At 57.0% G+C, this 23,743-nt stretch carries 22 protein-coding genes; 1 reads left to right on the forward strand and 21 read right to left on the reverse strand.

All coding sequences use genetic code 11. The features are described from left to right. Positions 1–259 precede the first annotated feature (259 nt). The 10 genes from DBY68_RS00900 to DBY68_RS00945 all read right to left on the reverse strand — a co-directional run bounded on the left by DBY68_RS00900 (position 260) and on the right by DBY68_RS00945 (position 10,212). Entirely contained in the window at positions 260–1,456 is a 1,197-nt protein-coding gene (locus DBY68_RS00900; RefSeq protein ID WP_108473607.1) for a nicotinamide mononucleotide deamidase-related protein YfaY, read from the reverse strand. Positions 1,457–1,552: 96 nt separating this feature from the next. After that, complete coding sequence (locus DBY68_RS00905; protein ID WP_108473606.1) at positions 1,553–2,095, reverse strand: YfaZ family outer membrane protein; 543 nt, start codon at positions 2,093–2,095, stop codon at positions 1,553–1,555. 210 nt (positions 2,096–2,305) lie between these two features. After that, positions 2,306–3,679, reverse strand: a complete 1,374-nt coding sequence (gene menE, locus DBY68_RS00910) for an o-succinylbenzoate--CoA ligase (RefSeq protein ID WP_108473605.1) — start codon at positions 3,677–3,679, stop codon at positions 2,306–2,308. After that, entirely contained in the window at positions 3,676–4,641 is a 966-nt protein-coding gene (gene menC, locus DBY68_RS00915; RefSeq protein WP_108473604.1) for an o-succinylbenzoate synthase, read from the reverse strand. The genes menE and menC overlap by 4 nt, the downstream gene beginning before the upstream one ends. Further along, entirely contained in the window at positions 4,641–5,498 is an 858-nt protein-coding gene (gene menB, locus DBY68_RS00920; protein WP_108473603.1) for a 1,4-dihydroxy-2-naphthoyl-CoA synthase, read from the reverse strand. Before menB ends, menC begins: the two co-directional genes overlap by 1 nt. 14 nt (positions 5,499–5,512) lie before the next feature. Next, entirely contained in the window at positions 5,513–6,274 is a 762-nt protein-coding gene (gene menH, locus DBY68_RS00925) for a 2-succinyl-6-hydroxy-2,4-cyclohexadiene-1-carboxylate synthase (RefSeq protein ID WP_108473602.1), read from the reverse strand. After that, positions 6,271–7,941 carry a 2-succinyl-5-enolpyruvyl-6-hydroxy-3-cyclohexene-1-carboxylic-acid synthase gene (gene menD / locus DBY68_RS00930; protein ID WP_108473601.1) on the reverse strand — a complete coding sequence of 557 codons (1,671 nt, stop codon included), beginning with the start codon at positions 7,939–7,941 and terminating at the stop codon, positions 6,271–6,273. The genes menH and menD overlap by 4 nt, the downstream gene beginning before the upstream one ends. A 78-nt stretch (positions 7,942–8,019) precedes the next feature. After that, on the reverse strand, positions 8,020–9,312 hold the full coding sequence (gene menF / locus DBY68_RS00935; protein WP_108473600.1) for an isochorismate synthase MenF: 1,293 nt from the start codon (positions 9,310–9,312) through the stop codon (positions 8,020–8,022). Between the two features lie 86 nt (positions 9,313–9,398). After that, positions 9,399–9,695 (reverse strand): stress response protein ElaB, encoded by a 297-nt coding sequence (elaB, locus tag DBY68_RS00940; protein ID WP_108473599.1) that lies wholly within the window; start codon positions 9,693–9,695, stop codon positions 9,399–9,401. 55 nt (positions 9,696–9,750) lie between these two features. Next, positions 9,751–10,212, reverse strand: a complete 462-nt coding sequence (locus DBY68_RS00945) for a GNAT family N-acetyltransferase (protein ID WP_108473598.1) — start codon at positions 10,210–10,212, stop codon at positions 9,751–9,753. 50 nt (positions 10,213–10,262) lie between these two features. Here DBY68_RS00945 and rbn point away from each other — a divergent pair, with 50 nt between their 5' ends. Next, entirely contained in the window at positions 10,263–11,180 is a 918-nt protein-coding gene (gene rbn, locus DBY68_RS00950; protein WP_108473597.1) for a ribonuclease BN, read from the forward strand. A gap of 224 nt (positions 11,181–11,404) precedes the next feature. On the opposite strand, the gene DBY68_RS22700 is transcribed toward rbn, so the two are convergent. The 11 genes from DBY68_RS22700 to nuoE all read right to left on the reverse strand — a co-directional run bounded on the left by DBY68_RS22700 (position 11,405) and on the right by nuoE (position 23,743). Next, on the reverse strand, positions 11,405–11,608 hold the full coding sequence (locus DBY68_RS22700) for a hypothetical protein (RefSeq protein ID WP_146745425.1): 204 nt from the start codon (positions 11,606–11,608) through the stop codon (positions 11,405–11,407). Positions 11,609–11,660: 52 nt separating this feature from the next. Next, complete coding sequence (nuoN, locus tag DBY68_RS00955; protein ID WP_108473596.1) at positions 11,661–13,118, reverse strand: NADH-quinone oxidoreductase subunit NuoN; 1,458 nt, start codon at positions 13,116–13,118, stop codon at positions 11,661–11,663. 6 nt (positions 13,119–13,124) lie between these two features. After that, positions 13,125–14,654 (reverse strand): NADH-quinone oxidoreductase subunit M, encoded by a 1,530-nt coding sequence (gene nuoM / locus DBY68_RS00960; protein ID WP_108473595.1) that lies wholly within the window; start codon positions 14,652–14,654, stop codon positions 13,125–13,127. A 130-nt stretch (positions 14,655–14,784) separates the two neighbouring features. After that, on the reverse strand, positions 14,785–16,626 hold the full coding sequence (gene nuoL / locus DBY68_RS00965; RefSeq protein WP_108473594.1) for an NADH-quinone oxidoreductase subunit L: 1,842 nt from the start codon (positions 16,624–16,626) through the stop codon (positions 14,785–14,787). Then, positions 16,623–16,925, reverse strand: a complete 303-nt coding sequence (gene nuoK, locus DBY68_RS00970; protein ID WP_003861496.1) for an NADH-quinone oxidoreductase subunit NuoK — start codon at positions 16,923–16,925, stop codon at positions 16,623–16,625. The genes nuoL and nuoK overlap by 4 nt, the downstream gene beginning before the upstream one ends. Further along, positions 16,922–17,476, reverse strand: a complete 555-nt coding sequence (nuoJ, locus tag DBY68_RS00975) for an NADH-quinone oxidoreductase subunit J (RefSeq protein WP_015963659.1) — start codon at positions 17,474–17,476, stop codon at positions 16,922–16,924. Before nuoJ ends, nuoK begins: the two co-directional genes overlap by 4 nt. 11 nt (positions 17,477–17,487) lie before the next feature. Continuing rightward, positions 17,488–18,030 (reverse strand): NADH-quinone oxidoreductase subunit NuoI, encoded by a 543-nt coding sequence (gene nuoI / locus DBY68_RS00980; RefSeq protein WP_000172742.1) that lies wholly within the window; start codon positions 18,028–18,030, stop codon positions 17,488–17,490. Positions 18,031–18,044: 14 nt separating this feature from the next. Further along, a complete protein-coding gene (gene nuoH, locus DBY68_RS00985; RefSeq protein WP_015963658.1) occupies positions 18,045–19,022 on the reverse strand; it encodes an NADH-quinone oxidoreductase subunit NuoH in 978 nt (325 codons plus the stop codon). After that, a complete protein-coding gene (gene nuoG, locus DBY68_RS00990; RefSeq protein WP_146745426.1) occupies positions 19,019–21,745 on the reverse strand; it encodes an NADH-quinone oxidoreductase subunit NuoG in 2,727 nt (908 codons plus the stop codon). Before nuoG ends, nuoH begins: the two co-directional genes overlap by 4 nt. 163 nt (positions 21,746–21,908) lie before the next feature. Beyond that, positions 21,909–23,246, reverse strand: coding sequence for an NADH-quinone oxidoreductase subunit NuoF (gene nuoF, locus DBY68_RS00995; protein WP_015963656.1), 1,338 nt, complete (start codon positions 23,244–23,246; stop codon positions 21,909–21,911). Then, on the reverse strand, positions 23,243–23,743 hold the full coding sequence (nuoE, locus tag DBY68_RS01000; protein WP_015963655.1) for an NADH-quinone oxidoreductase subunit NuoE: 501 nt from the start codon (positions 23,741–23,743) through the stop codon (positions 23,243–23,245). Before nuoE ends, nuoF begins: the two co-directional genes overlap by 4 nt.

A 23,743-nucleotide genomic window follows, 5' to 3' on the forward strand; every position in this document is an offset into this window, starting at 1 on the left:
ATCAGGCCTACCCGGTCAGGGGGAATTTGTAGGCTGGATAAGGCGCAGCCGCATCCGGCAATGCCACCGGCACAAAGCCTGATGCGCTTCGCTTATCAGGCCTACCGGGTCAGATGAAATTTGTAGGCCGGATAAGGCGCAGCCGCATCCGGCAATGCCACCGGCACAAAGCCTGATGCGCTTCGCTTATCAGGCCTACCAGGTCAGGGAAAATTTGTAGGCCGGATAAGGCGCAGCCGCATCCGGCAATGCCACACCACTACACCTTCAGCGTTTCCACCACTTCAATCCAGCCGTGCTCGCTCGCAACATCCATACCGTTAAGCCAGCGGCGCAGCATGTTCATTGCCATCATGGCGCAGACCTGCTGACGCACAACCAGACTGTGACGCGTGGTATTGAACTTCACGCGCAGCGCCCAGGTGCCTTCCGCGGTGGAGAGCGCGAAGTTCAGATGCTCATTTTCGAGCCCGGTTACCGCTAGCGCTACGCCAGCAAAATGGTTTTCGCGGCGTTCTTGTGCCCAACGTGCCGTTTGTGCCAGCGTTTCTTCCTGCGACGGAATCACCTCACTGGCCAGTAGCGGCGCGCCCGCGCGTTGCAGTTCCAGCGCCAGCAGCCCACCGGTAAACTGCTCGCTAAGCGTCAGGCTCAGTTGCTTATCCAGCAAGGCGCGAGCAAGCTGTTTCGGCAGGCCTTCCGTGCCTTCAAAAATCAGACTCTCGCCCGCCACTTTTTTCACTTCCGGCCACAGAGCTTCCATTGCCTGACGTTCACTCGCCGGGCCAGTCAGCTTGAGCTCGATAATCGGCATCGATGAACGATAGCCCATCGATACGCCCGCAGGCAGCGTCAGATGATCAAGGCTTTGCGCAAGGTCGCTTTCCGAACGTCCGAAGGTAGTGAGACGCAGGCACAGCGGCGGCTCAGGAATGTCAAAGCGAGCACGCAGACGTGGCAAAATTTCCTGCTGAACCATCACTTTAAATTCAGACGGCACGCCAGGGGTGAAGAAAATAAGGCAGCGGTTAAGCTTGATGGCAAAACCGCAGGCCGTACCCACCGGGTTATCGATAAACTCGGCGCTGGCAGGAATTTCCGCCTGTTTGCGATTGGCTGGTGCCATCACGCGGCCACGCTCTTTGAAAAATTTCTCCATCTGCGCCAGCCACGGTTCATGCAGTACCAGCGATTCACCTTTCGCCGTTGCGGCAGCAAGCGCGCTTAAATCATCGCTGGTCGGCCCTAAACCGCCATTTACAATCAGGACATCAGCCTGCGTGCTGCGCTCGCGCAAAATCGCCACCAGGTCATCGAGTTTGTCGCCTACGGTGTTACGCCGGGAAAGCGGTAAACCTTGTTCAAATAAGAAATCAGCAAGCCAGGCCGCATTGGTATCAACAATTTGCCCGTATAAGACTTCATCGCCCGTAGACAGCATCTCTACGTTTATCATCGCTTTCTCCAGTAAAAGAGGACGATTTACTATAGCGCAAGGCGAGGAATAAAAACGAGAAAACTGGCGCGGCAGCGTGCCACGCCGGGGGGAGAATCAGAAATTGGCGCTGACGCCGACGTAGGGGCCATCGGCAACGGCGCTGTCGCGATTGCCATCTTTGCCCGCGAGATTGATATAGCGATAACCCGCTTCCACGCTCAATGGACGCATAATCATAAAGCGGCCACCCGCGTTAGCTTCTTCGTAATCTTTGACGCCGCTGGAAAGTGAATCCGGCGAGTAGTAATACTCACCGAACAAACGGAAGCGCTCACCCAGTTCCCACTGTAATCCACCGCCAACTGCCGCCGCGTAACCATCGTCACCGTAGTTCGGGCTCAGATAAACACCTTTGCCGCCCGCTGTTGCCATAAACGGCCCTAATGGAATGTTCAACCCCAACGCCGCGCCCACAATATCGCCGCGATCGTCGTTATGCGCCCAGTTACCGCTCAGCGCAAGACCTGTAGATTCGGTGCCAAAGCCGACGCCGATATTGGTATATTCTTCGCCAGCCTGGCCGCTGATGCTAATTGCATTTGCCGCAACCGGGAGCAACAACATCCCCATCAGACCAAATAGAATGCTCTTTTTCATTTTATTCCTTTCCCGCAAGCACTGTGTGAATAGCCAAAAAAAAACGGGCGAATTGTACTGCTCAATTTTGCCAACCGCATGAACTAAAAGGGCGATCATACTTTTAAATGTAACTAATTACGTCACAAAAGTATTTTGAGAAATACGCAGAAAGACAGGGATAGAAGAATCGGGAAACAGAGGCTTATCCCGATTCATTACAGAGGAGAGCTAGCGGGGAGATGGACCTAAAATCTGTGAGACCCACGTCCGCAGTTGATGACGCGAGACTTTGATCCCGCTATTTTTCATCGTTTCCGGCAACCGTAGCCAGTGACACGGTTGCTGGAAGCCGGCCAGTTTACCTTTCACCCAGCCAGCGAGGAGAGTGAGGTCGACATCGCCTTCACAGTCCACTACCGCGACCGGTCGCTGCCCGAACTCGGGGTCGTCCAGCGGAACGATAAACACCTGTGAAACCGCAGGGTGCGCCACAATCACCCGTTCCACTTCTTCAGGCTGTATACCTTCCCCACCGCTAAAGAAGAGGTTATCCATACGCCCAACGATATAGAGCTTACCGTCGCGAATTTCGCCGCGATCGCGCGTGGCAAACCAGCCCTCGGCATTGACCAGCGGCACAAGCACACCATCCCGCCAGTAGCCCGAGGCCATGCTTTGCGCGCGTAGCCAGATTTCACCGTTCACCAGTTTGAGCTCACGCCCGGCAAGCGGCGTCCCCACATCATCGCCACCGTTGGCTTCCCGCGCACATACCGTCGAGGCAAATTCGGTCAACCCGTAGCCGCAGAAGGTACGGATACCCATCGTGCTTGCCTGCTCAGTAAGCTCTGCGGGAATGGCTGCACCGCCTAACAGCACGGCTTTCAGCGACAGAGGCTGTTTTTCATTCAGCAAACGCCAGAGCTGAGTCGGCACGAGCGAGGCGAGGGTACACCCTTGCAGCGCTTCGGCGAGTGGACGCTCGCTCACCGCCATCTGCGCGCCGGCGTAAAGCCAGCGCCAGAAAATCCCCTGCCCGGAGACGTGGAATAGCGGCAACGACAAGAGCCAACATTCATCCTGTGCAAACGGAATTAAACTTAACACGCCCTGCGCGCTGGCAAGATGCGCCGCGCAGGTGTGCGCCGCCGCTTTCGGCAGTCCCGTGGAGCCCGATGTGAGCGTCATCGAAGCCAGACGTTCAGGTCGCCAGCCAACATCGTGATAATCCGTTGATTCTTGCAGCGTGAGGCGCGGCAGTGAATCGGCAATCTCACTGGTTTCCAGAGTGAGCACGTGACGCAGCGTTAACGCTGGCAGTAAGGTATTAATCAGCGTCGTGGGCAGACGAGGGTTGAGCGGCAAAATGCGCGCCCCGCACTGTAACAATGCCAGCCAGGCCAGCACCGTTTCATCCCGGTTGCGGGCGCAGAGGGCGACCCCGTCGCCATCACGTACACCCTGCGCCTGAAAACCGGCCGCCAGCGCGTCGATGCGCTCACATAACGCAGCCCAGTTAAGCATCTCGTTGTCGAGACGCAGTGCAGGCATATCACCCTGTTGCGCTCGCCAGTCACGCCAGGGCCAGGTTGAAAAATTCACAACAGCGGCTCCAGCGACAGCATATCCAGGCACGGCAGCGGATTATCCGGCCAGCGGCGAAGTAACTGTGCCTGCATCAGGTTCAGCGTGTCGAGACCCGGAATCGTATCCGGCGTCAGCCAGGCCGCAATCCGCGCTAGCTGCGTCAACCCAAGGCTCGACTCAATGGAAGAGCTGATGACCGCCGTCAAACCCAGCGCGTGCGCCGCCGCCACTTGCGCCTGCACTTTTTGCAGGCTACCGGTGAGGGTTGGTTTAATCACCACCGCACGCACGCCGGGCTCCGCTTCAAAGCGGAAATCGTCATCGCGCAGGCTTTCATCCCACGCGATAGCAATGCCCGTTTCCGCGGCAAACGCGCGTGAATCATCACGTGTTTTACACGGTTCTTCGAGAAACGCGATGCGATCGCGGAATGCCGGGTTGACGTATTTGGCAAACTGCTGCGCTTTCAGCGGCGTCCAGGCGCGATTGGCATCCAGACGCAGATGTAAATCGGGGATCGCTTCAAGCAGCAGATTGACCACCATGCCGTCGCGCACGGCCTCGTACAGCCCGACTTTCACCTTCGCCACTTTTTCGCCGGGCATATCGGCCAGCGCCAGCACCAGTTCATCCGGGTCGCCGGTGCACAGTGGGGCGGCACGATAATCCGCCATTATCGGCAGCGTATCGTCGAGTTCCGCCAGCGCGCAGCTAATGCCAAACGCCGCCGAGGGCAGTTCCGGCAACGGGGTATCAGCACCCTGTCGCCAGTTTTGCACCCAGCCCAGTAAAGCGGATTGCGCGTCGTCCAGCGTTTCACGGCTAAAGCCCGGAAGTGGGGAGACTTCCCCCCAGCCTTCGCGCTCACCGTCACGCAGCCAGACAAACAATCCGTCGCGGGTTTTCAGCCGCCGTTCGCGCAGTACCACACCCGCGTCCATCGGTACCTGCCAGCGGTAAACCTGCGCGTGCCTCATTACGGATTCCGTTTGAATTTGCTGAAATCAGGCTGACGTTTCTGGTTGAACGCGTTGCGCCCTTCCTGACCTTCTTCGGTCATGTAGAACAGCATCGTGGCGTTACCCGCCAGTTCCTGCAGGCCCGCCTGACCATCACAGTCGGCGTTCAGCGCGGCTTTCAGGCAACGCAGCGCCATCGGGCTGTTTTGCAGCATTTCGCGACACCAGCGAATGGTCTCTTTTTCGAGGTCAGCCAGCGGTACCACGGTGTTCACCAGGCCCATATCCAGCGCTTCCTGAGCATTGTACTGACGGCACAGGAACCAAATTTCACGCGCTTTTTTCTGCCCGACGATACGCGCCATGTAGGATGCGCCCCAGCCGCCGTCGAAGGAGCCCACTTTCGGGCCCGTCTGACCAAAGATAGCGTTTTCTGCCGCAATGGTCAGGTCACACATCATGTGCAGTACGTGACCGCCGCCGATGGAGTAGCCAGCCACCATCGCCACCACCGGTTTCGGGCAGGTGCGGATCTGGCGCTGGAAATCGAGCACGTTCAGGTGGTGCGTACCCGCATCATCCTGGTATCCGCCGTAGTCGCCGCGCACTTTCTGATCGCCACCGGAACAGAAGGCCTTGTCACCTTCGCCAGTCAGGACGATCACGCCAATATTGTCGTCATAGCGCGCATCCGCGAGCGCCTGGATCATCTCTTTGACCGTCAACGGGCGGAACGCATTACGTACCTGAGGACGGTTAATGGTGATTTTGGCGATGCCGTCAGCGGATTTCTGGTAACGAATGTCAGTGTAGCCTTCAGAACAGTCCTGCCATTCAATCGGGGCGTAAAGCATAGCTTCATCAGGATAGATCATAGTGTGTCCTATAGTCAGAGATGCACAATCTGCGCCAGACACGCCACCACGCCCTCGGGGTTTTCCCGGTGCGCGTTGTGTCCGGCATTACGAATTACATGGCAAGGCGCGGCAAGTTCATCGGCAATGGCCCTGAATTTGCTATCGCGTTCGCCGCAGAGATACCAGAATGGGAAGGCACGATCGCGCAGGGCACCGCGCAGATCGTCCTGCACGCTTAACGACGTTGCTAAGAGCATAGCCGCCAGCGCGCTGCCGTCATTATTTTGGCGTAGCGCCACCAGCGCGTCGCGCTGTGCAGGCGTCAGGCTGGCAAAGACCGGCTGCCGATACCAGGCGTCAAACACCTGGTTCAGGGGTTCATGGGCAAAACGCTGCGCCCAGCGATTGTCCGATTGCCAGCGCTGCGCGCGTTGTTCGGCACTTTGCAGCCCGGGATGGCCGCCCTCAACCACCACGCCCAGCAACCCTTGCGGCTGATGCTGGCAGGCAAAGGTCATCGCAATACGACCGCCCAGCGAGTAGCCAATCAGCCAGTAGCTGAGGATGTTGTAACTAAGTAACGTAGTCTGTAACGCCGCGCAAACATCGGCGAAGTGGGTTACCCGGCAATCGGCAGAACTGCCGTGACCGGGGAGATCGATATAAAGCCGCGAGGCGCGCGGGAACGCCTCGCCTACCGTTTGCCACTCATGGCAGTCGCCGGAGAAACCGTGCAGAAATACCAGCCACGGTTGCCCCGCATCACCTTCGCGCGCAACGGCATTTAACATCATAGATGGCTGACCTGCGCCAGCAGTTGTTGCAGCGTTTGCGCGCCATCGGTGTCATTCACCACCAGCTCAATCACCGTGGTGGCGGGTGTACGCCAGGCTTTATCAAGCGCGGTTTCAAGCGCGGCCCAGTCCTGCGGCTGATGATAATTCAGGCCAAACATTTTCGCCGCATGTTCGAAATGTACATTCTGCGGCATGGCGTAGAAGCGTTCGCGTTCTTCCACCGGGGTGGGTAGCAGTGAGAAAATCTGCCCACCGTTGTTATTCACCACGATGAGTACGAAAGGTGCGGAAACCTGACGCAGCAACGCCAGTGCATTGAGGTCATACAACGCGGAGAGATCGCCCACAATCGCCAGCGTTGATTTAGCGCTGGCACGCTGCACGCCCGCCGCCGTGGAGATCAAACCGTCGATACCGCTGGCCCCGCGATTGCTGTAGACCGGATACCCGGCAGGGAGCTGGCTTAGCGCGTCAATCAGACGTACCACCAGGCTGTTGCCGACAAAGAGCTGCCCCTGCTGCGGTAAATAATGGCGAATGCGGTGCGCCAGCTGCGCTTCACCGAAGGTTTCGCTGATGGCGCACACGCTCTCCCACGCCTGCTCAGCAAGACGCGGGATCGCCGTACACCACGGCGTGCGTTTTTCTGCCGGATGCAGTTCCAGCCAATGGTCGATGTCGCATACCAGTCGGCGACCACGATGATGTGCCGGATCGAGCCGCCCGGTGAGATTATCCACCAGCCAGTACTCCTCCGGCTCACAGGCCTGCTGCCACTGCAACAGGCGTTTGCCCGTCAAGCTGCTGCCAATCTGCACCACGATTTGCGCCTGAGCCAGTTCCGTCACTGCCGCGGCATTACCCAACCACAAATCCGCGCAGGGCAAGGGTTGGCCCGTTTGCGAAAGGACATCGCCAATCAGCGGCCAGCCGAGCGTTTTCGCCCATTCGGCAACCTTTTTGCCCTCTTCCGCGCTCATGCGTCCGGCAACCACAACGCCGCGCTTTTGCCGCCAGAAAAACCAGTCACGCTGCTTATTGCTTTCAAGATGCAGCGACTCGCGCAGCCAGGGTTTGTCTTCCTGCCACCAGTTACCCAGCGCCTGCTGCCAGTCGAGGCCCGTGTCGTCCATCTCACCGTACAGTGGTTCCGCGAACGGGCAGTTAATGTGTACGCCGCCCGCATGCAACGAACCCAGCGCATGATCAATCGAAGAGACCAGCCAGCGAGCCGGAATATCCTGGCTCGGACGCGGCAGAGAAAGCGTTTCAGAGGGATGTGAAGCAAACATGCCCGGCTGACGAATCGCCTGATTCGCCCCACAGTCAATCAGCTCCGGCGGCCTGTCGGCGGTCAGAAGTATGATTTTTTCCCCGGTGAGCCCGGCTTCAATCAGCGCCGGATAGAGGTTCGCCACCGCAGTTCCTGAGGTAACAATCACCGCGACCGGTTGGCGACTGACCTTCGCCAACCCTAACGCCAGATGCCCCAGCCCACGCTCATCAAAATGCGTGTGATGAATAAATGTACGGTTTTCAGCTGCCGCCAGGGTGAGCGGTGTGGAACGTGACCCCGGAGCGATGCAGATATGGCGCACGCCGTGACGGGTTAAAGCTTCAAGGATCACCGCCGCCCAGCGTCGGTTGAAAGCGCTTACTGACATATGTTTGTCCGGTATCAATATTGCGACTCAGTATAAATAATACGAAACAATGAGATTTTGATATGAGTCGTTAATGTTCTACTCAGAGAACAATAAAGAACGCAGGCCCGCTGCTTTATTTTCTATTTCCTGCCATTCGGAATCGGCCTGCGACCCGGCAACAATTCCCGCGCCCGCATACAGACGCACCGTGTTGCCGCTCACTTTCGCCGACCGCAGCGTCACGCAAAACTCGCTTTGGCAGCGGCTGATATAGCCCGCCGAACCTGCGTACCATTCCCGCGAGAATGGCTCAAAGCAATCAATAAAATCAAAAGCCTGAGTACGTGGTAAGCCAGAGACGGCGGCAGTAGGTTGCAGTTGCATTAAACAGCGGTCATCGCTGGCTTCTTTCAGCGTAGCCTGGATAACACGGCGTATATGCTGAACTTTTCTCAGGCGAACGATTTCGGCGGGCAGAATGTCGAGCGCATCGACATGTTTCTGCAGGCGCGCACAGATATCGTCCACCACCAGCATGTTCTCGCGCTGGTTTTTGTCGTCATTCATTAACCAGTCGGCCAGGTGCTGCGCCTGCGTCGGGTCCGGATGACTGGCGACGGTTCCCGCCAGTGCTTCAGTTTCCAGTTCGAGACCACGCCTGCGCCAGAGACGTTCCGGCGATGAGCCGAAAAAGGCCTGCCCTGCGTCAAACGCCATAAAGAAGTGATAACAGTGGAGATTAACGCGGCGGCTGGCGGCCATTAACGCCCCGGCATCGGGTGGCGTCGTAAACGTCAGGTCGGTAGCACGCGCCAGCACCACTTTCTCAAATTCGCCATTGGCGATAGCAAGCGTGGCTTGTTCAATCAGACCGCGCCATCCGGCTTCGCCTGGTCGGTGTAACTCGCTTTCCAGCGTTAGCGCAGAGGTGTGACAGACGCTTTGCGACGACAGTTGCGTAATAAACGCTTTTGCCGCTACGGCGTCAGCGTGCAACGAGGTCTCGCTCGCCAGGTTCACTCTTAACGACGCGCGTCCGCCCTCACGACGCCACTCCAGGCGCGGTAAAAAAAGCGCTATCTGTCGGTAGTCAAAACTATTCAGGCCGCAAATGCGGGCATCATCCGCATCATAGCGAGCTAAAAAATCTTCGGCCTGAGCCAGGGAGGAAAACGAAACGGTCGCGCCCAGGGCGGCAAGTTCATCATCGCCGCTGCGCTGCTGCCACCAGAATTGCGGCCACACAGTCTGGGCATTTAACCAGCAAAGCGGGTCGAACGCGTCATTCAGGGGGAAAGGAACTTCGATAATTCGCGTGCCGGGTGAAGCGGGAAAATCGTCCGACAGAGAGTCAGCCAGACTCTTTAGCGCAGCAGAAACGGATAGCACGCGAACCTCCCTATTCTAAAAACCGTACATTATACGGGGTACTGCCTGTAAAAAGCAGTACCCATGATTAGGGAGTGTGATTTTGCTCAGCGACGGGTCAATAAAAGACCTAACACCAGCCCGACCGCTGCACCTACACCAATACCCTGCCACGGTTTTTCGTGCACATAATCGTCGGCGCGATAGACCGCTTTTTTCGCCCGGTAATAGTAAGTGTCGGAAGCATGGCTCACGCGGGATTTAACCTCATGCAGCGCATTTTCCGCGCGCGCTTTCAGCTCGACATATTTCTGGTCAGCGGGATCGCCGGAAGAACGTAGCACCTCTTCCAGGGTATCGCTCAGCAGAGTCAGGTCGTCGTCAATATGTGTTTCATTAACCATAATATATCTCCATGTTTGCTAAACCAGTGGGATAACTATAGTCAACGCTTGCCGGTTACGCCTGGCCAACCTCGCGCGCCATCCCGACATGCGGGATGCCATCTTCATCATAGATCTCCGTCACCGGAATAAAACCAAAGTGCCGATAGAAATTCTGCAAATGCGCCTGCGCGCCCAGATAGAGCGCGTGTTCCGGCCAGTGCTGCGCGCAGCTTGCCAGCGCGTATTCCATCAGTTGATAACCCAATTTCTCCCCACGATCGCCAGGGCTGACAATCACCCGACCAATGGTAACAGGAGAAAAATCATCCTCATTTTTCAGAAGTCTCGCATACGCCACCAGCCTGTCGCCCTGCCAGCCGAGGATATGACGGTTTTCGCCAAGCAGATCCTCGCCGTCAATATCCTGATAGACACAGGCCTGCTCAACCACAAAAACTTCACAGCGTAATTGCAGCAGCGCGTACAACTGCGGGACGGTTAAATCAGAATGGTGCAAATCTTGCCACTGAATCATGATAGGCTCCTTCATCGTTATTGTTTTTTTACCGCCAGGGGAGCGGCGTTATGCAACTGACTTTTTTGGGAACATCCGCTGGCGTACCGACCCGGACGCGCAACGTCACCGCCATTCTGCTGCATCATCAGCATCCAACGCAACCGGCAGTCTGGCTGTTTGACTGCGGCGAGGGCACGCAGCATCAACTGCTGGAAACCACCCTGCATCCGGGAAAAATCGACCGCATCTTCATCACCCATTTGCATGGTGATCATCTGTTTGGCCTGCCGGGGCTGCTGTGCAGTCGTTCAATGGCGGGCAATATGAACCCGGTAACGCTATACGGGCCAAAAGGTTTACGCGAGTTTGTTGAAACCGCGCTGCGGCTGAGCGGCTCGTGGACCGATTACCCGATGGAGATAATCGAAGTAACGGCCGGTTTTGTGATGGATGATGGACTGCGCAAAGTGACGGCCTATCCGCTAAACCACCCGGTAGAGTGCTATGGCTATCGCATCGAAGAACATGAAAAGCCCGGTGCGCTGGATGCAAAAGCGCTGGCTGCCGCAGGCGTGAAGCCTGGGCCACTGTTCCAGCAACTTAAAGCCGGGCAATGCGTGACGCTGGAGGATGGCCGCGTGATTGATGGCCGCGACTATCTTTCTCCCGCAACGCCAGGTAAAACACTGGCGATTTTTGGCGACACCGCCCCCTGCGTGGGCGCGTCCGCGTTAGCACAGGGTGTCGATATGATGGTGCATGAAACCACGCTGGAAACGGCGATGGAAGAGAAAGCTAACAGCCGCGGGCACTCGTCAACGCGTCAGGCCGCCGAACTGGCGCGCGATGCGGGCGTGGGGCGTTTAGTTATTACGCACGTCAGTTCGCGCTATGACGCCGAAGGATGCAGGCGGATGCTGGCAGAGTGCCGGGATATTTTCCCGGCAAGTGAAATGGCGGAGGATTTTACCGTCATTACGCTGTGATTGTGACGGGGGCAAAATAGCCCCCTTCGTTTTTTACGGATAACGAAACTCGGAAAACCATTTGAATCGATAACGTTGATTACGTAGCTTTCGCGCTTCGTAATGACATCCCAGGCGTTCCCAACAATCGGTAAGGTAATCCGGACACTGGCTGCGGCGAAATGCGTACATTTAATCTCCCGTAGACTTTGCCAATATCCGTTGCATCTGACGCAGTTCCATCGTTACCAGGGCATTCGAAAAAATATCACGCGCCTCTCGCCACGGAACGAATTTAAGACGCATTGCCAAATCCGCGATCCAGGAAATGATATCGTCAGCCCCGATACATTTTTCGCAAAACGGCAAATTTCTGATAAGGATTCATCATAAATTTCGGCTTCACTTTCTGCAAAATCCAGGCGCGCCAGCGCAGCCTTGAGTTCCATGTATAAAAAAACCGCCGATAAATCGGCGGTTTTTTCACATCAACGCGTAACCTTACATCAGCGGCATTGCCATCTGAACCAGGTCGATTAACGGCTGCGGCCAGACGCCCAGCACCAGCACCAGCAGTGCGGAAATCAGCACCACGATACCGCCCGCGCTGTATTGCCAGTTCGACGGCGCATCGCGGTTCAGCTGTTCCGGCGCATGCAGGTACAGGCTTACCGCCACACGCAGGTAGTAGTAGAGACCGATTGCCGAACCAACCACCACGGCGCCAACCAGCCACCACAGATGCGTTTGCACACCGACGGCCAGAACGTAGAACTTGCCGATAAAGCCCAGCGTCATCGGGATCCCCGCCAGCGACAGCATCATCACCGTCATTACCGCAGAGAGGATCGGACGATGCCAGAACAGACCGCGATAAGAGAACAGTGATTCTGCGTCCGGGCCGCGATACGGGCTGGACATCAGGCTCACCACGCCAAACGCGCCGAGGCTGCTGAACAGGTAACCGGCCAGATACACGCCTACCGCTTCCATCGACATTTCGCCGCTTTGCAGCGCAATCAGCGCCACCAGCAGGTAGCCGAGGTGAGAGATAGAGGAGTAACCGAGCAGACGTTTGATGTTGGTCTGGCTCAGGGCCATCAGGTTACCGAAGATGATGGAAGCAAAGGCAATCAGACCCAGCACCACGCGTACCGCTTCGCTATCCCCCACTGGCGCATAGAGGAACAGACGCATCACCACGCCGAAGATAGCGATTTTGCTCGCCGTCGCCAGGAAGGTGGAAACCGGCGCTGGTGCGCCCTGGTATACGTCTGGCGTCCACAGGTGGAACGGCACCAGAGAGAGTTTAAAGCCAAGGCCGACAATCATCATGCCCAGACCCGCCAGCAGCAGCGGTTCATGCAGCATGTTGTCCGCCAGGCTCTTACCAAGCGCGACGAACGACAGGTTACCGGAGTTAGCGTAAACCAGCGCCATACCGAACAGCAGGAAAGATGATGCCGCCGCAGACAGAATGGTGTACTTGATACTCGCTTCCAGCGAACGTTTCTGCCGGAAAGCGTAGCCAATCAAACCAAACAGCGGCAGCGAGATAAGCTCAATACCCAGGAACAGCGCCGCCAGATGGTTGGCGTTCGCCAGCAGAATGCCACCCAGTGCGGCAATCAGCACCAGCAGGTAGAACTCTTCTTTGTTATCCGGGTAGCCTTCCAGCCACGGGTAGGCAAACGTACAGGTCGCGAGGCTCGCCAGCAGCACCAGCCCGGTATAGAGCATGGCATAGCCGTCGACGCGCATCAGAGGCGTCACGTCCATTGCGCCTGCCTGGCCAACAAACCAGAGCGAAACCAGCGCCGCGTTAAGCCCGATAACCGCAAGCGTAGCGTTGAGGAAGTGATTGCGTCGCCACGCAATGGAGAGCATCACAACCACCACCGTCAAGCCGACGATCAGCAGCGGTAACAGCGCGATCAGTTGTTGTGGAGTTATTGTCATGGCGAATTACGGCCTTGTAGTTGAAACAGAATTAACAAACCACTGCTGAATGTTGCCCATCGCAGAGTGTGACGTGTCCAGAATCGGCTGAGGATAGAAGCCCAGCAGAACCAGCAGCACGACCAGCAGAAGAATGATGAACAGTTCACGCAGCGACATCCCTGGCAGCTCTTTGGCCGCGATTTCACTCTTCGCTTTACCGAAGTAAGCGCGGTGCAGCATCGCCAGCGAGTAAACGGAAGCGAAAACCAGACCGAAAGTCGAGATGACGGTGATCAGCGGCACAACGTGGAAGCTGCCGAACAGGATCATGAACTCACCGACGAAGTTACCGGTACCCGGCATCCCAAGCGTTGCGACTGCAAAGAACAGGGAGCAGGCTGGCAGCCATTTAATTTTGCTCCACAGGCCGCCCATCATGCGCATATCACGGGTATGCAGACGCTCGTAGAGCTGGCCGCAGAGGATGAAGAGACCCGCCGCAGACAAACCGTGAGCAATCATCTGAATCACCGCGCCCTGATACGCCAGTTGGCTACCGGTGTAGATAGCAATCAGCACGAAGCCCATGTGCGAAACAGAGGTGTAGGCAATCAGACGCTTGATATCGTACTGGGTGAAGGCCATCCACGCACCGTAGAAGATACCGATTACGCCGAGCCACATGGCAATAGGCGCGAATTCAGCAGAGGCATTCGGGAACAGTGGCAGAGAGAAACGCAAAAGACCGTAGGCCGCGGTTTTCAGCAAAATCCCCGCGAGGTCAACAGAACCGGCGGTCGGTGCCTGGGAGTGCGCGTCTGGTAACCAGCCGTGCAGTGGAACCACCGGCATTTTCACCGCGAAGGCGATAAAGAAGCCCAGCATCAGCAGGTATTCTACGCCGTGAGACATCGGGGTTTTCAGCAGGTCTTCGTAGTTGAAGGTCCAGACGCCCGTCGCATTGTGATGGACGAACACCAGCGCCAGAATTGCAATCAACATCACCAGACCACTCGCCTGGGTATAGATGAAGAACTTGGTGGCCGCCGTGATACGCGTTTTACCGTCGGACGCCTTATGGCCCCAAAGTGCTATCAGGAAGTACATCGGCACCAACATCATTTCCCAGAAGAAGAAGAACAGGAACATGTCGATGGCGAGGAACACGCCGATCACGCCGCCCAGGATCCACATCAGGTTGAGATGGAAAAAGCCCTGATATTTCTGGATTTCATTCCACGAGCAGAGTACCGCCAGCACGCCCAGCAGGCCGGTAAGCACCACCATCAGCAGCGACAGTCCGTCGATAGCCAGATGGATAGTGATACCGAAGCGTGGGATCCACGGCAGGATAAACTCAGACTGCCACTGCGGCAGGCCGGTGGATTGCGTCAGTGAGTAACCGCCTTGCAGCCACAGTTGCAGGCCAAGTGCGAGCGTCAATCCCATGGTAATCAGCGCAATCCAGCGCGGCATCTTCACGCCAAAGCGTTCAGTCTGCCAGCACAAGAAGCCGCCGATAAAGGGAATCAGTATTAGCCAGGGTAATAACATGGCGATCTTTATTCCTTGTTAAAGTCCTATCAAGGACCGATTTTCAACGAATTCGACAAATTTCACGGTTGAGTGCGGTTTGTGGTCTCGGGTGGCGCTAACGCCACCGGACAAACCGCATTCGTCAAACTCAACGCAATACCATCAGCAGCGCCAATACAACCACTGCGCCAATGCTCATGGAAGCCACATACCAACGCAGATAACCGTTCTCGCTCAGCACCAGCCCTTTGCCCGCCACGCGAGAAAGAATGGCCGGAATGTTCATCAGGGCGTTCATCGGGTCGCGTTTCAGCAGCCACGCAATACCGAGGAACGGTTTAACGAACACTTTGTCGTAGAGCCAGTCGAAGCCCCAGGCGTTATACCACCAGGTTCCCAGCAGACGGCCAGGGCCGCTGTTGGCAATCGACGTCACCAGAGTACGTTTGCCCAACCACAGCCATGCGGCAATCAGGATGCCCGCAATCGCGACCACACCGGAGGTAATTTCCAGCGTCAGTACGCGGCCATGCTCAAGCTCGGTGGTATCCGGCAGCACACCCTGCAGCGGCGGAACAATCAGCGCGCCAACAAAGGTGGAGAGGATCATCAGCACAATCAGCGGCAGGTGGTGGGTGATCCCCTTCCCTGCGTGAGCGTGAATTTGTTCTTTTCCGTGGAACACGATGAAAATCATACGGAAGGTGTAAAGCGAGGTCATGAACGCGCCGACCAGGCCCGCTACCATCAGGTTGATATGACCGTTCGCCATCGCACCCGCCAGAATCTCATCCTTACTGAAGAAGCCAGCGGTAATCAGCGGCAGCGCGGAGAGCGCAGCACCACCAATCAGGAAGCAGGCGTACACCAGCGGAATGGATTTACGCAGACCGCCCATCTTAAAGATGTTCTGTTCGTGGTGGCAGGCCAGAATAACCGAGCCGGACGCCAGGAACAGCAGCGCTTTAAAGAAGGCGTGCGTCATCAGGTGGAAAATCGCCGCATCCCAAGCCTGAACGCCCAGCGCCAGGAACATGTAGCCAATCTGACTCATGGTGGAATAGGCGAGTACGCGTTTGATGTCGGTTTGCACCAGCGCGGCAAAGCCTGCCAGCACCAGCGTAACCGCACCCACGATACCGACCAGATGCAGAATTTCCGGAGTCATCAGGAACAGACCGTGCGTACGCGCAATCAGGTAGACACCGGCGGTGACCATCGTTGCGGCGTGGATCAGCGCGGAGACAGGCGTCGGGCCCGCCATTGCATCAGCAAGCCATGTCTGCAACGGCAGCTGTGCCGATTTACCGACCGCACCACCCAGCAGCATCAACGTCGCCCAGGTGAGCATGTTGTTGCCCGCCTCGAAGTGCGCCGGTGCCAGTTCCACCATTTCACGGAAGTTCAGGGTGCCCAGTTCGTTGTAGAGAATGAACAGTGCGAAGGCGAGGAAGACGTCACCCACGCGGGTCACGACAAACGCTTTCATCGCCGCCGCGCCATTCTTCGGATCGGTGTAGTAGAAACCGATCAGCAGATAGGAACAGAGGCCCACGCCTTCCCAGCCGAGGTACATCAACAGCAGGTTATCGGCCAGCACCAGAACCACCATGCTGGCGATAAACAGGTTGGTGTAGGCGAAGAAGCGGGAGTACCCCTCTTCCCCGCGCATATACCAGGAGGCGAACATGTGGATCAGGAAGCCCACGCCGGTCACCACTGAGAGCATGGTCAGCGACAGGCCGTCCAGCACGAGGTTGAAACCGATGTTGAAATCGCCTACGGACATCCAGGTCCACAGCGGAACGCTGAGCACCTGTTTGCCGTTATTAAAGAAATCGACGCCGACAATCGCGGTCACCAGCGCCGCCAGGCCAATTGACCCCACGCCCACGGTGGCGGAGAGATTTTCCGACCAACGTCCACGGGAGAAGGCCAGCAGAACAAAGCCAATCAATGGCAAAATAATGGTTAAGGCAAGCATATTCATCCGCGCAACTCACTTACTGAATCGATGTTCAGGTTCTGGCGGCGACGATGGAGCTGCAGCAGCAGCGCCAGGCCAATACTCGCTTCCGCAGCCGCAAGGCTGATGGCGAGGATATACATCACCTGACCATCGGTCTGGCCCCAGTAGCTTCCGGCGACCACAAAGGCCAGCGCGGAGGCGTTAATCATGATTTCCAACCCAATCAGCATAAACAGCAGGTTGCGGCGGATAACCAGACCGGTCAGCCCGAGAACGAAGAGGATCGCGGCGAGGATCAGTCCATGTGTTAAGGGGATCATGCGTGCTCCTCCGGTTTTCTTTTCGCGCTGTCGTTCGGACGGTTGCTGATAAGCTCACCCGGACGGTCTTCACGGCCAATGTGGAAGGCCACTACCAGGCCCGCCAGCAGCAGCATGGACGCCAGTTCAACCGCCAGAACATACGGGCCAAACAGGGCGATACCCACTTCTTTCGCGCTGATGGGATTGCCGTCGATACCCTGGTCGTTGAGGCCCAGAATGGCGTACACCATCACCGCCAGCAGAACAGCGGAGAGAATCGCCGGGCCAATCCAGATTTGCGGCTTCAGCCACTCGCGTTCCTGGGCAATTTCTGCCCCACCGAGGTTCAGCATCATCACCACAAACACGAAAAGCACCATGATGGCTCCGGCGTAAACGATGATCTCCAGCGCCCCGGCGAAGTACGCGCCCAGCGAGAAGAAGACGCCTGCGATAGCCAGCAGCGAAATGATCAGGTACAGCAAGGCGTGTACCGGATTCGTGTGCGTTATAACCCGCAACGTCGCGAGGATGGCGATAAGGCCACAGATATAAAAAGCGAATTCCATTGCCCCTCTCCTTAAGGTAACAGGCTCTTGACGTCGATAGGCTTGGCTTCGTTCTCTGCTTCGCCTTTATCTTTGCCGTCGATTGCCATACCCGCCATCCGGTAGAAGTTATATTCCGGGTATTTACCCGGGCCGGAAATCAGCAGATCCTCTTTTTCGTACACCAGATCCTGACGTTTGTACTCGCCCAGTTCAAAGTCCGGGGTCAACTGAATCGCCGTGGTCGGGCACGCTTCTTCGCACAGGCCGCAGAAAATACAGCGTGAGAAGTTGATGCGGAAAAACTCCGGATACCAGCGGCCATCTTTGGTTTCTGCTTTCTGCAGTGAGATACAGCCCACCGGGCACGCTACCGCACACAGGTTACAGGCCACGCAACGCTCTTCGCCGTCCGGGTCGCGCGTCAGCACGATACGGCCACGATAACGCGGCGGCAGATAAACCGGCTCTTCCGGGTACATTTGCGTTTCGCGTTTGGCGAACGCATGCAGGCCGATCATCCAGATACTGCGTACCTGGGTGCCGAAACCTACCAATAATTCTTTTAAGGTCATGGTCTATTCGCCCCTTATGGCTGCTGCCAGAGAATGACAGCCGCCGTTACCAGCAAGTTGATTAGCGTCAGCGGCAGACAAATTTTCCAGCCGAAGGACATTACCTGGTCATAACGCGGACGCGGTAATGAGGCGCGAATCAAAATGAACATCATCATGAAGAACGCGGTTTTGATCGCGAACCAGATGAACGGCGGTAAGAACGGGCCTTGCCAGCCACCGAAGAACAGGGTCACCATCATGGCCGAAATGGTCACGATACCGATGTATTCCCCCACGAAGAACAGACCGAATTTCATACCGGAATATTCAATGTGGTAACCATCCGCCAGTTCCTGCTCGGCTTCAGGTTGGTCAAACGGGTGACGGTGGCACACTGCCACGCCCGCGATAGCGAAGGTCACAAAACCAAAGAACTGCGGGATAACGTTCCAGATGTCGGCCTGGTTGTTGACGATGTCGGTCATATTGAATGAACCGGCCTGCGCCACCACGCCCATCAGGGAGAGTCCGAGGAACACTTCATAGCTCAGCGTCTGGGCGGAGGCACGCATCGCGCCCAGCAGGGAGTATTTGTTGTTGCTCGACCAGCCTGCGAACAGCACGGCGTAAACCGCCAGCCCTGCCATCATCAGGAAGAACAGAATGCCGATGTTCAGGTCAGCCACTACCCATGTCGGGCTCACTGGCACAATGGCAAACGCCAGAAGCAGCGAAGTAAAAGCGATCATCGGTGCCAGGGTAAAGATGACGCGATCCGAGAATTTCGGGATCCAGTCCTCTTTAAAGAACATCTTGATCATGTCCGCCACCAGCTGGAGCGAGCCACCCCAGCCTACGCGGTTCGGCCCATAACGGTTCTGGAACAGACCGAGCAGACGACGTTCACCGAAGCTCATAAACGCACCGCAGGTGACAACCACCAGCAGGATGACCACCGCCTTGAGAATAGTGAGCAGGATCTCAATCAGATCCGGTGTTAACCAACTCATTGCTGTGCCTCCTGCAGATTTTCAAGACGTCCACCGGCCAGCACCGGTGCGATGCCAGGCATACCCATCGGTAATCCCACCTGCCCTGCCGTCAGACCTTCAGAAATCACCAGCGGCAGCGTGACGGTTTGGCCGTCATAGCTGAACGCGATTTTCGCGCCTGCGTTAACGCCAAGTTTCGCGGCGTCCGCCGGGTTCAGCGCAATATACGGTTGCGGCATACGCGACTGGAAGACCGGAGAACGCTGTGACATCTCGTCGCTACCAAACAGATGATAGTACGGCGCGATACGCCATTTGCCCTCTTCCGCCTGGAAGCTTGCCGGAACGGTGGTGAAGTAATCGAGACCGTTTTCAGACGCTTCAATCAGACGCACACCCGGATCGCCATGACGCAGGTGACCGCCCACTTCGGCCTGGAACTTGTTCCATGCCTGCGGGGAGTTCCAGCCCGGTGCCCATGCAAACGGAATTTGCGAGCGCGGCGCGCCTGGTTGGTTGTTCCCTTCCATAGAGAAGGCGAACATGGTGTCTTTATCCTGCGGCTGACGCGGTTCGTGCACGCTGATATTGGCACGCATCGCGGTACGACCGCTGTAACGGTGCGGTTCACGCGCCAGTTTCTGGCCGCGAATACGGAAGGTCGCATCCGGCGCAGCATCTTTGATGCCTGCCAGTTGTGGCAGTTTTTCGACAACCGCGTCGATGACGTGGTCAAGCTGCGTCCAGTCCACTTCACGGCTCTGTACTGTGCTGTGCAGAGAGTGCAGCCAGCGCCAGCTTTCCAGCATCACGGTGTTGCTGTCGTAATACGCCGGGTCATAAACCTGGAAGAAGCGCTGTGCGCGGCCTTCGTTGTTGATGACCGTACCATCGCTTTCGGCAAAACTTGCCGCAGGCAGCACCAGGTGCGCTTTTTCCATAATCGCCGTGCGTTGATGATCAATCACCATCACCAGCGGCGCTTTGGAGAGTGCGGCATCCACACGGGTCGCGGAAGCGTGACGATGCAGATCGTTTTCCAGCACGATAACCGCATCTGCCGCGCCGCTTTCCAGCTCGTTCAGTGCGTCATCAAGGGAACCGCCGCCAATCATCCCGAGGCCCATGCTGTTCACGGCGCGGGCAACCATGGTGATGCCCACGTCAGCGCCACGGGTTTTCAGTGCTTTTGCTACGTTTGCTGCCGCCTGAATGACATCCGCGCTTCCGGCGTTGGTGCCGGAAATAATCAGCGGTTTCTTCGCGCCAGCCAGTGCCTGAACCACAACATCAATTTTGTTCTGCAGGTCGCGATCGATACCCTCTACCGCCGGGGCGCTGTTATCCAGTGCGTGGGCGATAGCGAAACCGAAGCGCGCCTGATCTTCAACCGGAGCGCGATACGTCCATGCCGCAATGTCATCCAGACGGGTGTTATCGACGTTGGTGACAAACAGCGGGTGCTTCGCACGCTGACCAATGTTGAGGATTGCCGCAATCTGCCAGTCGGCCACTTTCTGCGCCGCCGCCATTTCGCGTGCTTTACCTTTCACCGCCTGACGAACAGCGAGCGCTACGCGTGCGCCGGTCTGGGTGATATCTTCGCCCAGAATCAGCACCGCATCGTAAGACTCGATTTCACGCAGCGCCGGCGTGTGAACGCCGCCTTCACGCAGCACGGTCAGTGCCAGTTGCAGACGTTCCTGCTCCGCTTTCGCGATGCCGGTATAGAAGTTCTCTGCACCCACCAGTTCACGCAGCGCGAAGTTGCTTTCCACGCTGGCACGCGGGGAGCCGATACCAATCACTTTCTTCGACTGACGCAGAATATCCGCCGCGCCCTGCATCGCCTGCTCGGCGTTGAGGGTAATGACGTCGTTGCCGCGCAGTTGTTCTGGCTGGCGTGGACGATCTTTCAGGTTCACGTAGCCATAACCGAAACGACCACGGTCACAGAGGAAGTAGTGGTTTACGGTACCGTTATAACGGTTTTCAATGCGACGCAGTTCACCGTAGCGCTCGCCCGGGCTGGTGTTACAACCGATGGAGCACTGCTGGCAGATGCTTGGCGCAAACTGCATGTCCCATTTACGGTTGTAACGCTCGGAGTGCGTTTTGTCGGTGAAGACGCCGGTCGGGCAAATTTCGACCAGGTTGCCGGAGAACTCGCTTTCCAGCGTGCCGTCTTCCGGGCGACCAAAGTAGACGTTGTCATGTGCGCCATAAACGCCCAGATCGGTACCGTCTGCATAATCTTTGTAGTAACGCACGCAGCGGTAACAGGCGATACAGCGGTTCATTTCGTGAGAGATGAACGGCCCCAGATCCTGATTGCGGTGGGTACGTTTGGTGAAACGGTAGCGACGGAAGCTGTGGCCGGTCATCACGGTCATATCCTGAAGGTGGCAGTTACCGCCCTCTTCACAGACCGGACAGTCGTGCGGGTGGTTGGTCATCAACCACTCGACCACGCTCTCACGGAACTGCTTCGCTTCGTCGTCATCAATAGAAATAAAGGTGCCATCGGTGGCCGGTGTCATACAGGACATCACCAGGCGGCCACGCGTGTCTTCCGCGTTTTGATATTGCTTCACCGCACACTGGCGGCAAGCGCCGACGCTGCCCAGCGCCGGATGCCAGCAAAAGTACGGAATATCAAGGCCGAGGGAGAGACACGCCTGTAGCAGGTTGTCCGCCCCGTTGACCTCATATTCTTTGCCGTCTACATGAATTGTAGCCATTAGCATGCTTCCAGTTTTCTCAGTCAGAGACTGAGCGTTAATCGAAACCTTACCCCTCACCCTAACCCTCTCCCTTAGGGAGAGGCGACAGAATGTGCGCGTTTTAAACCCGGCACTGGTTTTCTCCCTCTCCCTTAGGGAGAGGGCGGGGTGAGGGTGAAAATTACCAGCGCGTCTTAAGCAGGTTCGGCTGAATCCCATGAATCGCATGGGTGTTGCTGAACTGCTGCTTGATGCCCGCTTCAAATTCTTCGCGGAAGTATTTAATCGCGCTCTGCAGCGGTTCTACCGCGCCAGGTGCGTGCGCACAGAATGTTTTACCCGGGCCCAGGAATCGACACAGTTGCTCAAGTGTCTCGATATCGCCCGGTTGGCCTTCGCCTTTTTCCAGCGCGCGCAGAATTTTCACGCTCCACGGCAGGCCGTCACGGCATGGCGTACACCAGCCGCAGGACTCACGGGCGAAGAACTCTTCCAGGTTACGCACCAGGCCAACCATGCCAATTTCATGGTCGACGGCCATCGCCAGCGCCGTACCCAGACGGCTGCCCGCTTTACCGATGCTTTCGAACTCCATCGGCAGGTCGAGATGCGCTTCGGTGAGGAAGTCAGTTCCCGCCCCCCCTGGCTGCCAGGCTTTGAATTTGAGGCCATCGCGCATGCCGCCCGCGTAATCTTCGAGAATTTCACGCGCGGTCGTGCCGAATGGCAGTTCCCACAGACCCGGATTTTTCACGCGCCCGGAGAAGCCCATCAGCTTGGTACCCGCATCTTTACTTTTCGAGATGTTCTGGTACCACTCCACGCCGTTCGCGAGGATGGCCGGGACGTTACACAGGGTTTCCACGTTGTTAACACAGGTTGGTTTGCCCCACGCGCCAGAGGTCGCCGGGAATGGCGGTTTGGAACGTGGATTGGCGCGACGCCCTTCGAGGGAGTTGATCAGCGCGGTTTCTTCACCGCAGATATAACGCCCTGCCCCGGTGTGCACGAACAGTTCAAAATCAAACCCGGTGCCCATGATGTTTTTGCCAAGCAAGCCGGCTTCGGTTGCTTCAGCAATCGCGCGGCGCAGATGCACCGCCGCTTCAACGTATTCACCACGCAGGAAGATGTAACCACGATACGCTTTCAGCGCAAACGCGGAGATCAGCATGCCTTCCACCAGCAGGTGCGGCAGTTGCTCCATCAGCAGACGGTCTTTGTAGGTGCCGGGTTCCATTTCATCGGCGTTACACAGCAGGTAACGGATGTTCATGGATTCGTCTTTCGGCATCAGGCTCCATTTCAGGCCGGTAGAGAAGCCTGCACCGCCGCGCCCTTTCAGGCCAGCGTCTTTCACCTGGTTGACGATTTCGTCTGGCGACAGCCCGGTCAACGCTTTACGCGCGCCCTCGTAACCGTTTTTGCTACGGTATTCATCCAGCCAGACCGGCTGTTTGTCATCACGCAGACGCCAGGTCAGCGGATGCGTTTCGGGAGTACGGATAACGTTTTTCATTTATACCGCTCCAGTAGTTCAGGAATGGCTTCCGGCGTCAGATGGCTGTGAGTATCCTCATCAATCATCATGTTTGGCCCTTTATCGCAGTTCCCCAGGCAGCAGGTCGGCAGCAGCGTAAAGCGACCGTCAAAGGTCGTCTGCCCCGGTTTGATGTTGAGCTTTTGCTCCAGCGCCGCCTGGATCCCCTGGTAACCCGTGATGTGGCACACCACGCTGTCGCAGTAACGGATCACGTGACGGCCCACCGGCTGGCGGAAGATCTGGCTGTAGAACGTTGCCACGCCTTCGACATCGCTTGCCGGAATACCCAGCACATCGGCGATCGCGTGGATCGCGCCGTCCGGTACCCAGCCACGCTGTTTCTGGACAATTTTCAGCGCTTCGATGGACGCCGCACGCGGGTCTTCGTAGTGGTGCTTCTCGTGCTCTATCGCTTCACGCTCTGCCGCACTCAGCTCAAAAGCCTCGGTTTGTGGTTGTTGATTCTCGTGCAT

Source organism: Pseudocitrobacter sp. RIT415 (assembly GCF_003057695.2).
GTDB classification, from domain to species: Bacteria; Pseudomonadota; Gammaproteobacteria; order Enterobacterales; family Enterobacteriaceae; genus Pseudocitrobacter; species Pseudocitrobacter faecalis.

Bases quoted from the DNA above. Each gene is read 5' to 3' on its own strand.
- DBY68_RS00900 (WP_108473607.1), bottom strand. From the start codon at position 1,456: ATGATAAACGTAGAGATGCTGTCTACGGGCGATGAAGTCTTATACGGG.
- DBY68_RS00905 (WP_108473606.1), bottom strand. From the start codon at position 2,095: ATGAAAAAGAGCATTCTATTTGGTCTGATGGGGATGTTGTTGCTCCCG.
- menC (WP_108473604.1), bottom strand. From the start codon at position 4,641: ATGAGGCACGCGCAGGTTTACCGCTGGCAGGTACCGATGGACGCGGGT.
- menB (WP_108473603.1), bottom strand. From the start codon at position 5,498: ATGATCTATCCTGATGAAGCTATGCTTTACGCCCCGATTGAATGGCAG.
- menH (WP_108473602.1), bottom strand. From the start codon at position 6,274: ATGATGTTAAATGCCGTTGCGCGCGAAGGTGATGCGGGGCAACCGTGG.
- menD (WP_108473601.1), bottom strand. From the start codon at position 7,941: ATGTCAGTAAGCGCTTTCAACCGACGCTGGGCGGCGGTGATCCTTGAA.
- elaB (WP_108473599.1), bottom strand. From the start codon at position 9,695: ATGGTTAATGAAACACATATTGACGACGACCTGACTCTGCTGAGCGAT.
- DBY68_RS00945 (WP_108473598.1), bottom strand. From the start codon at position 10,212: ATGATTCAGTGGCAAGATTTGCACCATTCTGATTTAACCGTCCCGCAG.
- rbn (WP_108473597.1), top strand. From the start codon at position 10,263: ATGCAACTGACTTTTTTGGGAACATCCGCTGGCGTACCGACCCGGACG.
- DBY68_RS22700 (WP_146745425.1), bottom strand. From the start codon at position 11,608: ATGGAACTCAAGGCTGCGCTGGCGCGCCTGGATTTTGCAGAAAGTGAA.
- nuoN (WP_108473596.1), bottom strand. From the start codon at position 13,118: ATGACAATAACTCCACAACAACTGATCGCGCTGTTACCGCTGCTGATC.
- nuoM (WP_108473595.1), bottom strand. From the start codon at position 14,654: ATGTTATTACCCTGGCTAATACTGATTCCCTTTATCGGCGGCTTCTTG.
- nuoL (WP_108473594.1), bottom strand. From the start codon at position 16,626: ATGAATATGCTTGCCTTAACCATTATTTTGCCATTGATTGGCTTTGTT.
- nuoK (WP_003861496.1), bottom strand. From the start codon at position 16,925: ATGATCCCCTTAACACATGGACTGATCCTCGCCGCGATCCTCTTCGTT.
- nuoJ (WP_015963659.1), bottom strand. From the start codon at position 17,476: ATGGAATTCGCTTTTTATATCTGTGGCCTTATCGCCATCCTCGCGACG.
- nuoI (WP_000172742.1), bottom strand. From the start codon at position 18,030: ATGACCTTAAAAGAATTATTGGTAGGTTTCGGCACCCAGGTACGCAGT.
- nuoH (WP_015963658.1), bottom strand. From the start codon at position 19,022: ATGAGTTGGTTAACACCGGATCTGATTGAGATCCTGCTCACTATTCTC.
- nuoG (WP_146745426.1), bottom strand. From the start codon at position 21,745: ATGGCTACAATTCATGTAGACGGCAAAGAATATGAGGTCAACGGGGCG.
- nuoF (WP_015963656.1), bottom strand. From the start codon at position 23,246: ATGAAAAACGTTATCCGTACTCCCGAAACGCATCCGCTGACCTGGCGT.
- nuoE (WP_015963655.1), bottom strand. From the start codon at position 23,743: ATGCACGAGAATCAACAACCACAAACCGAGGCTTTTGAGCTGAGTGCG.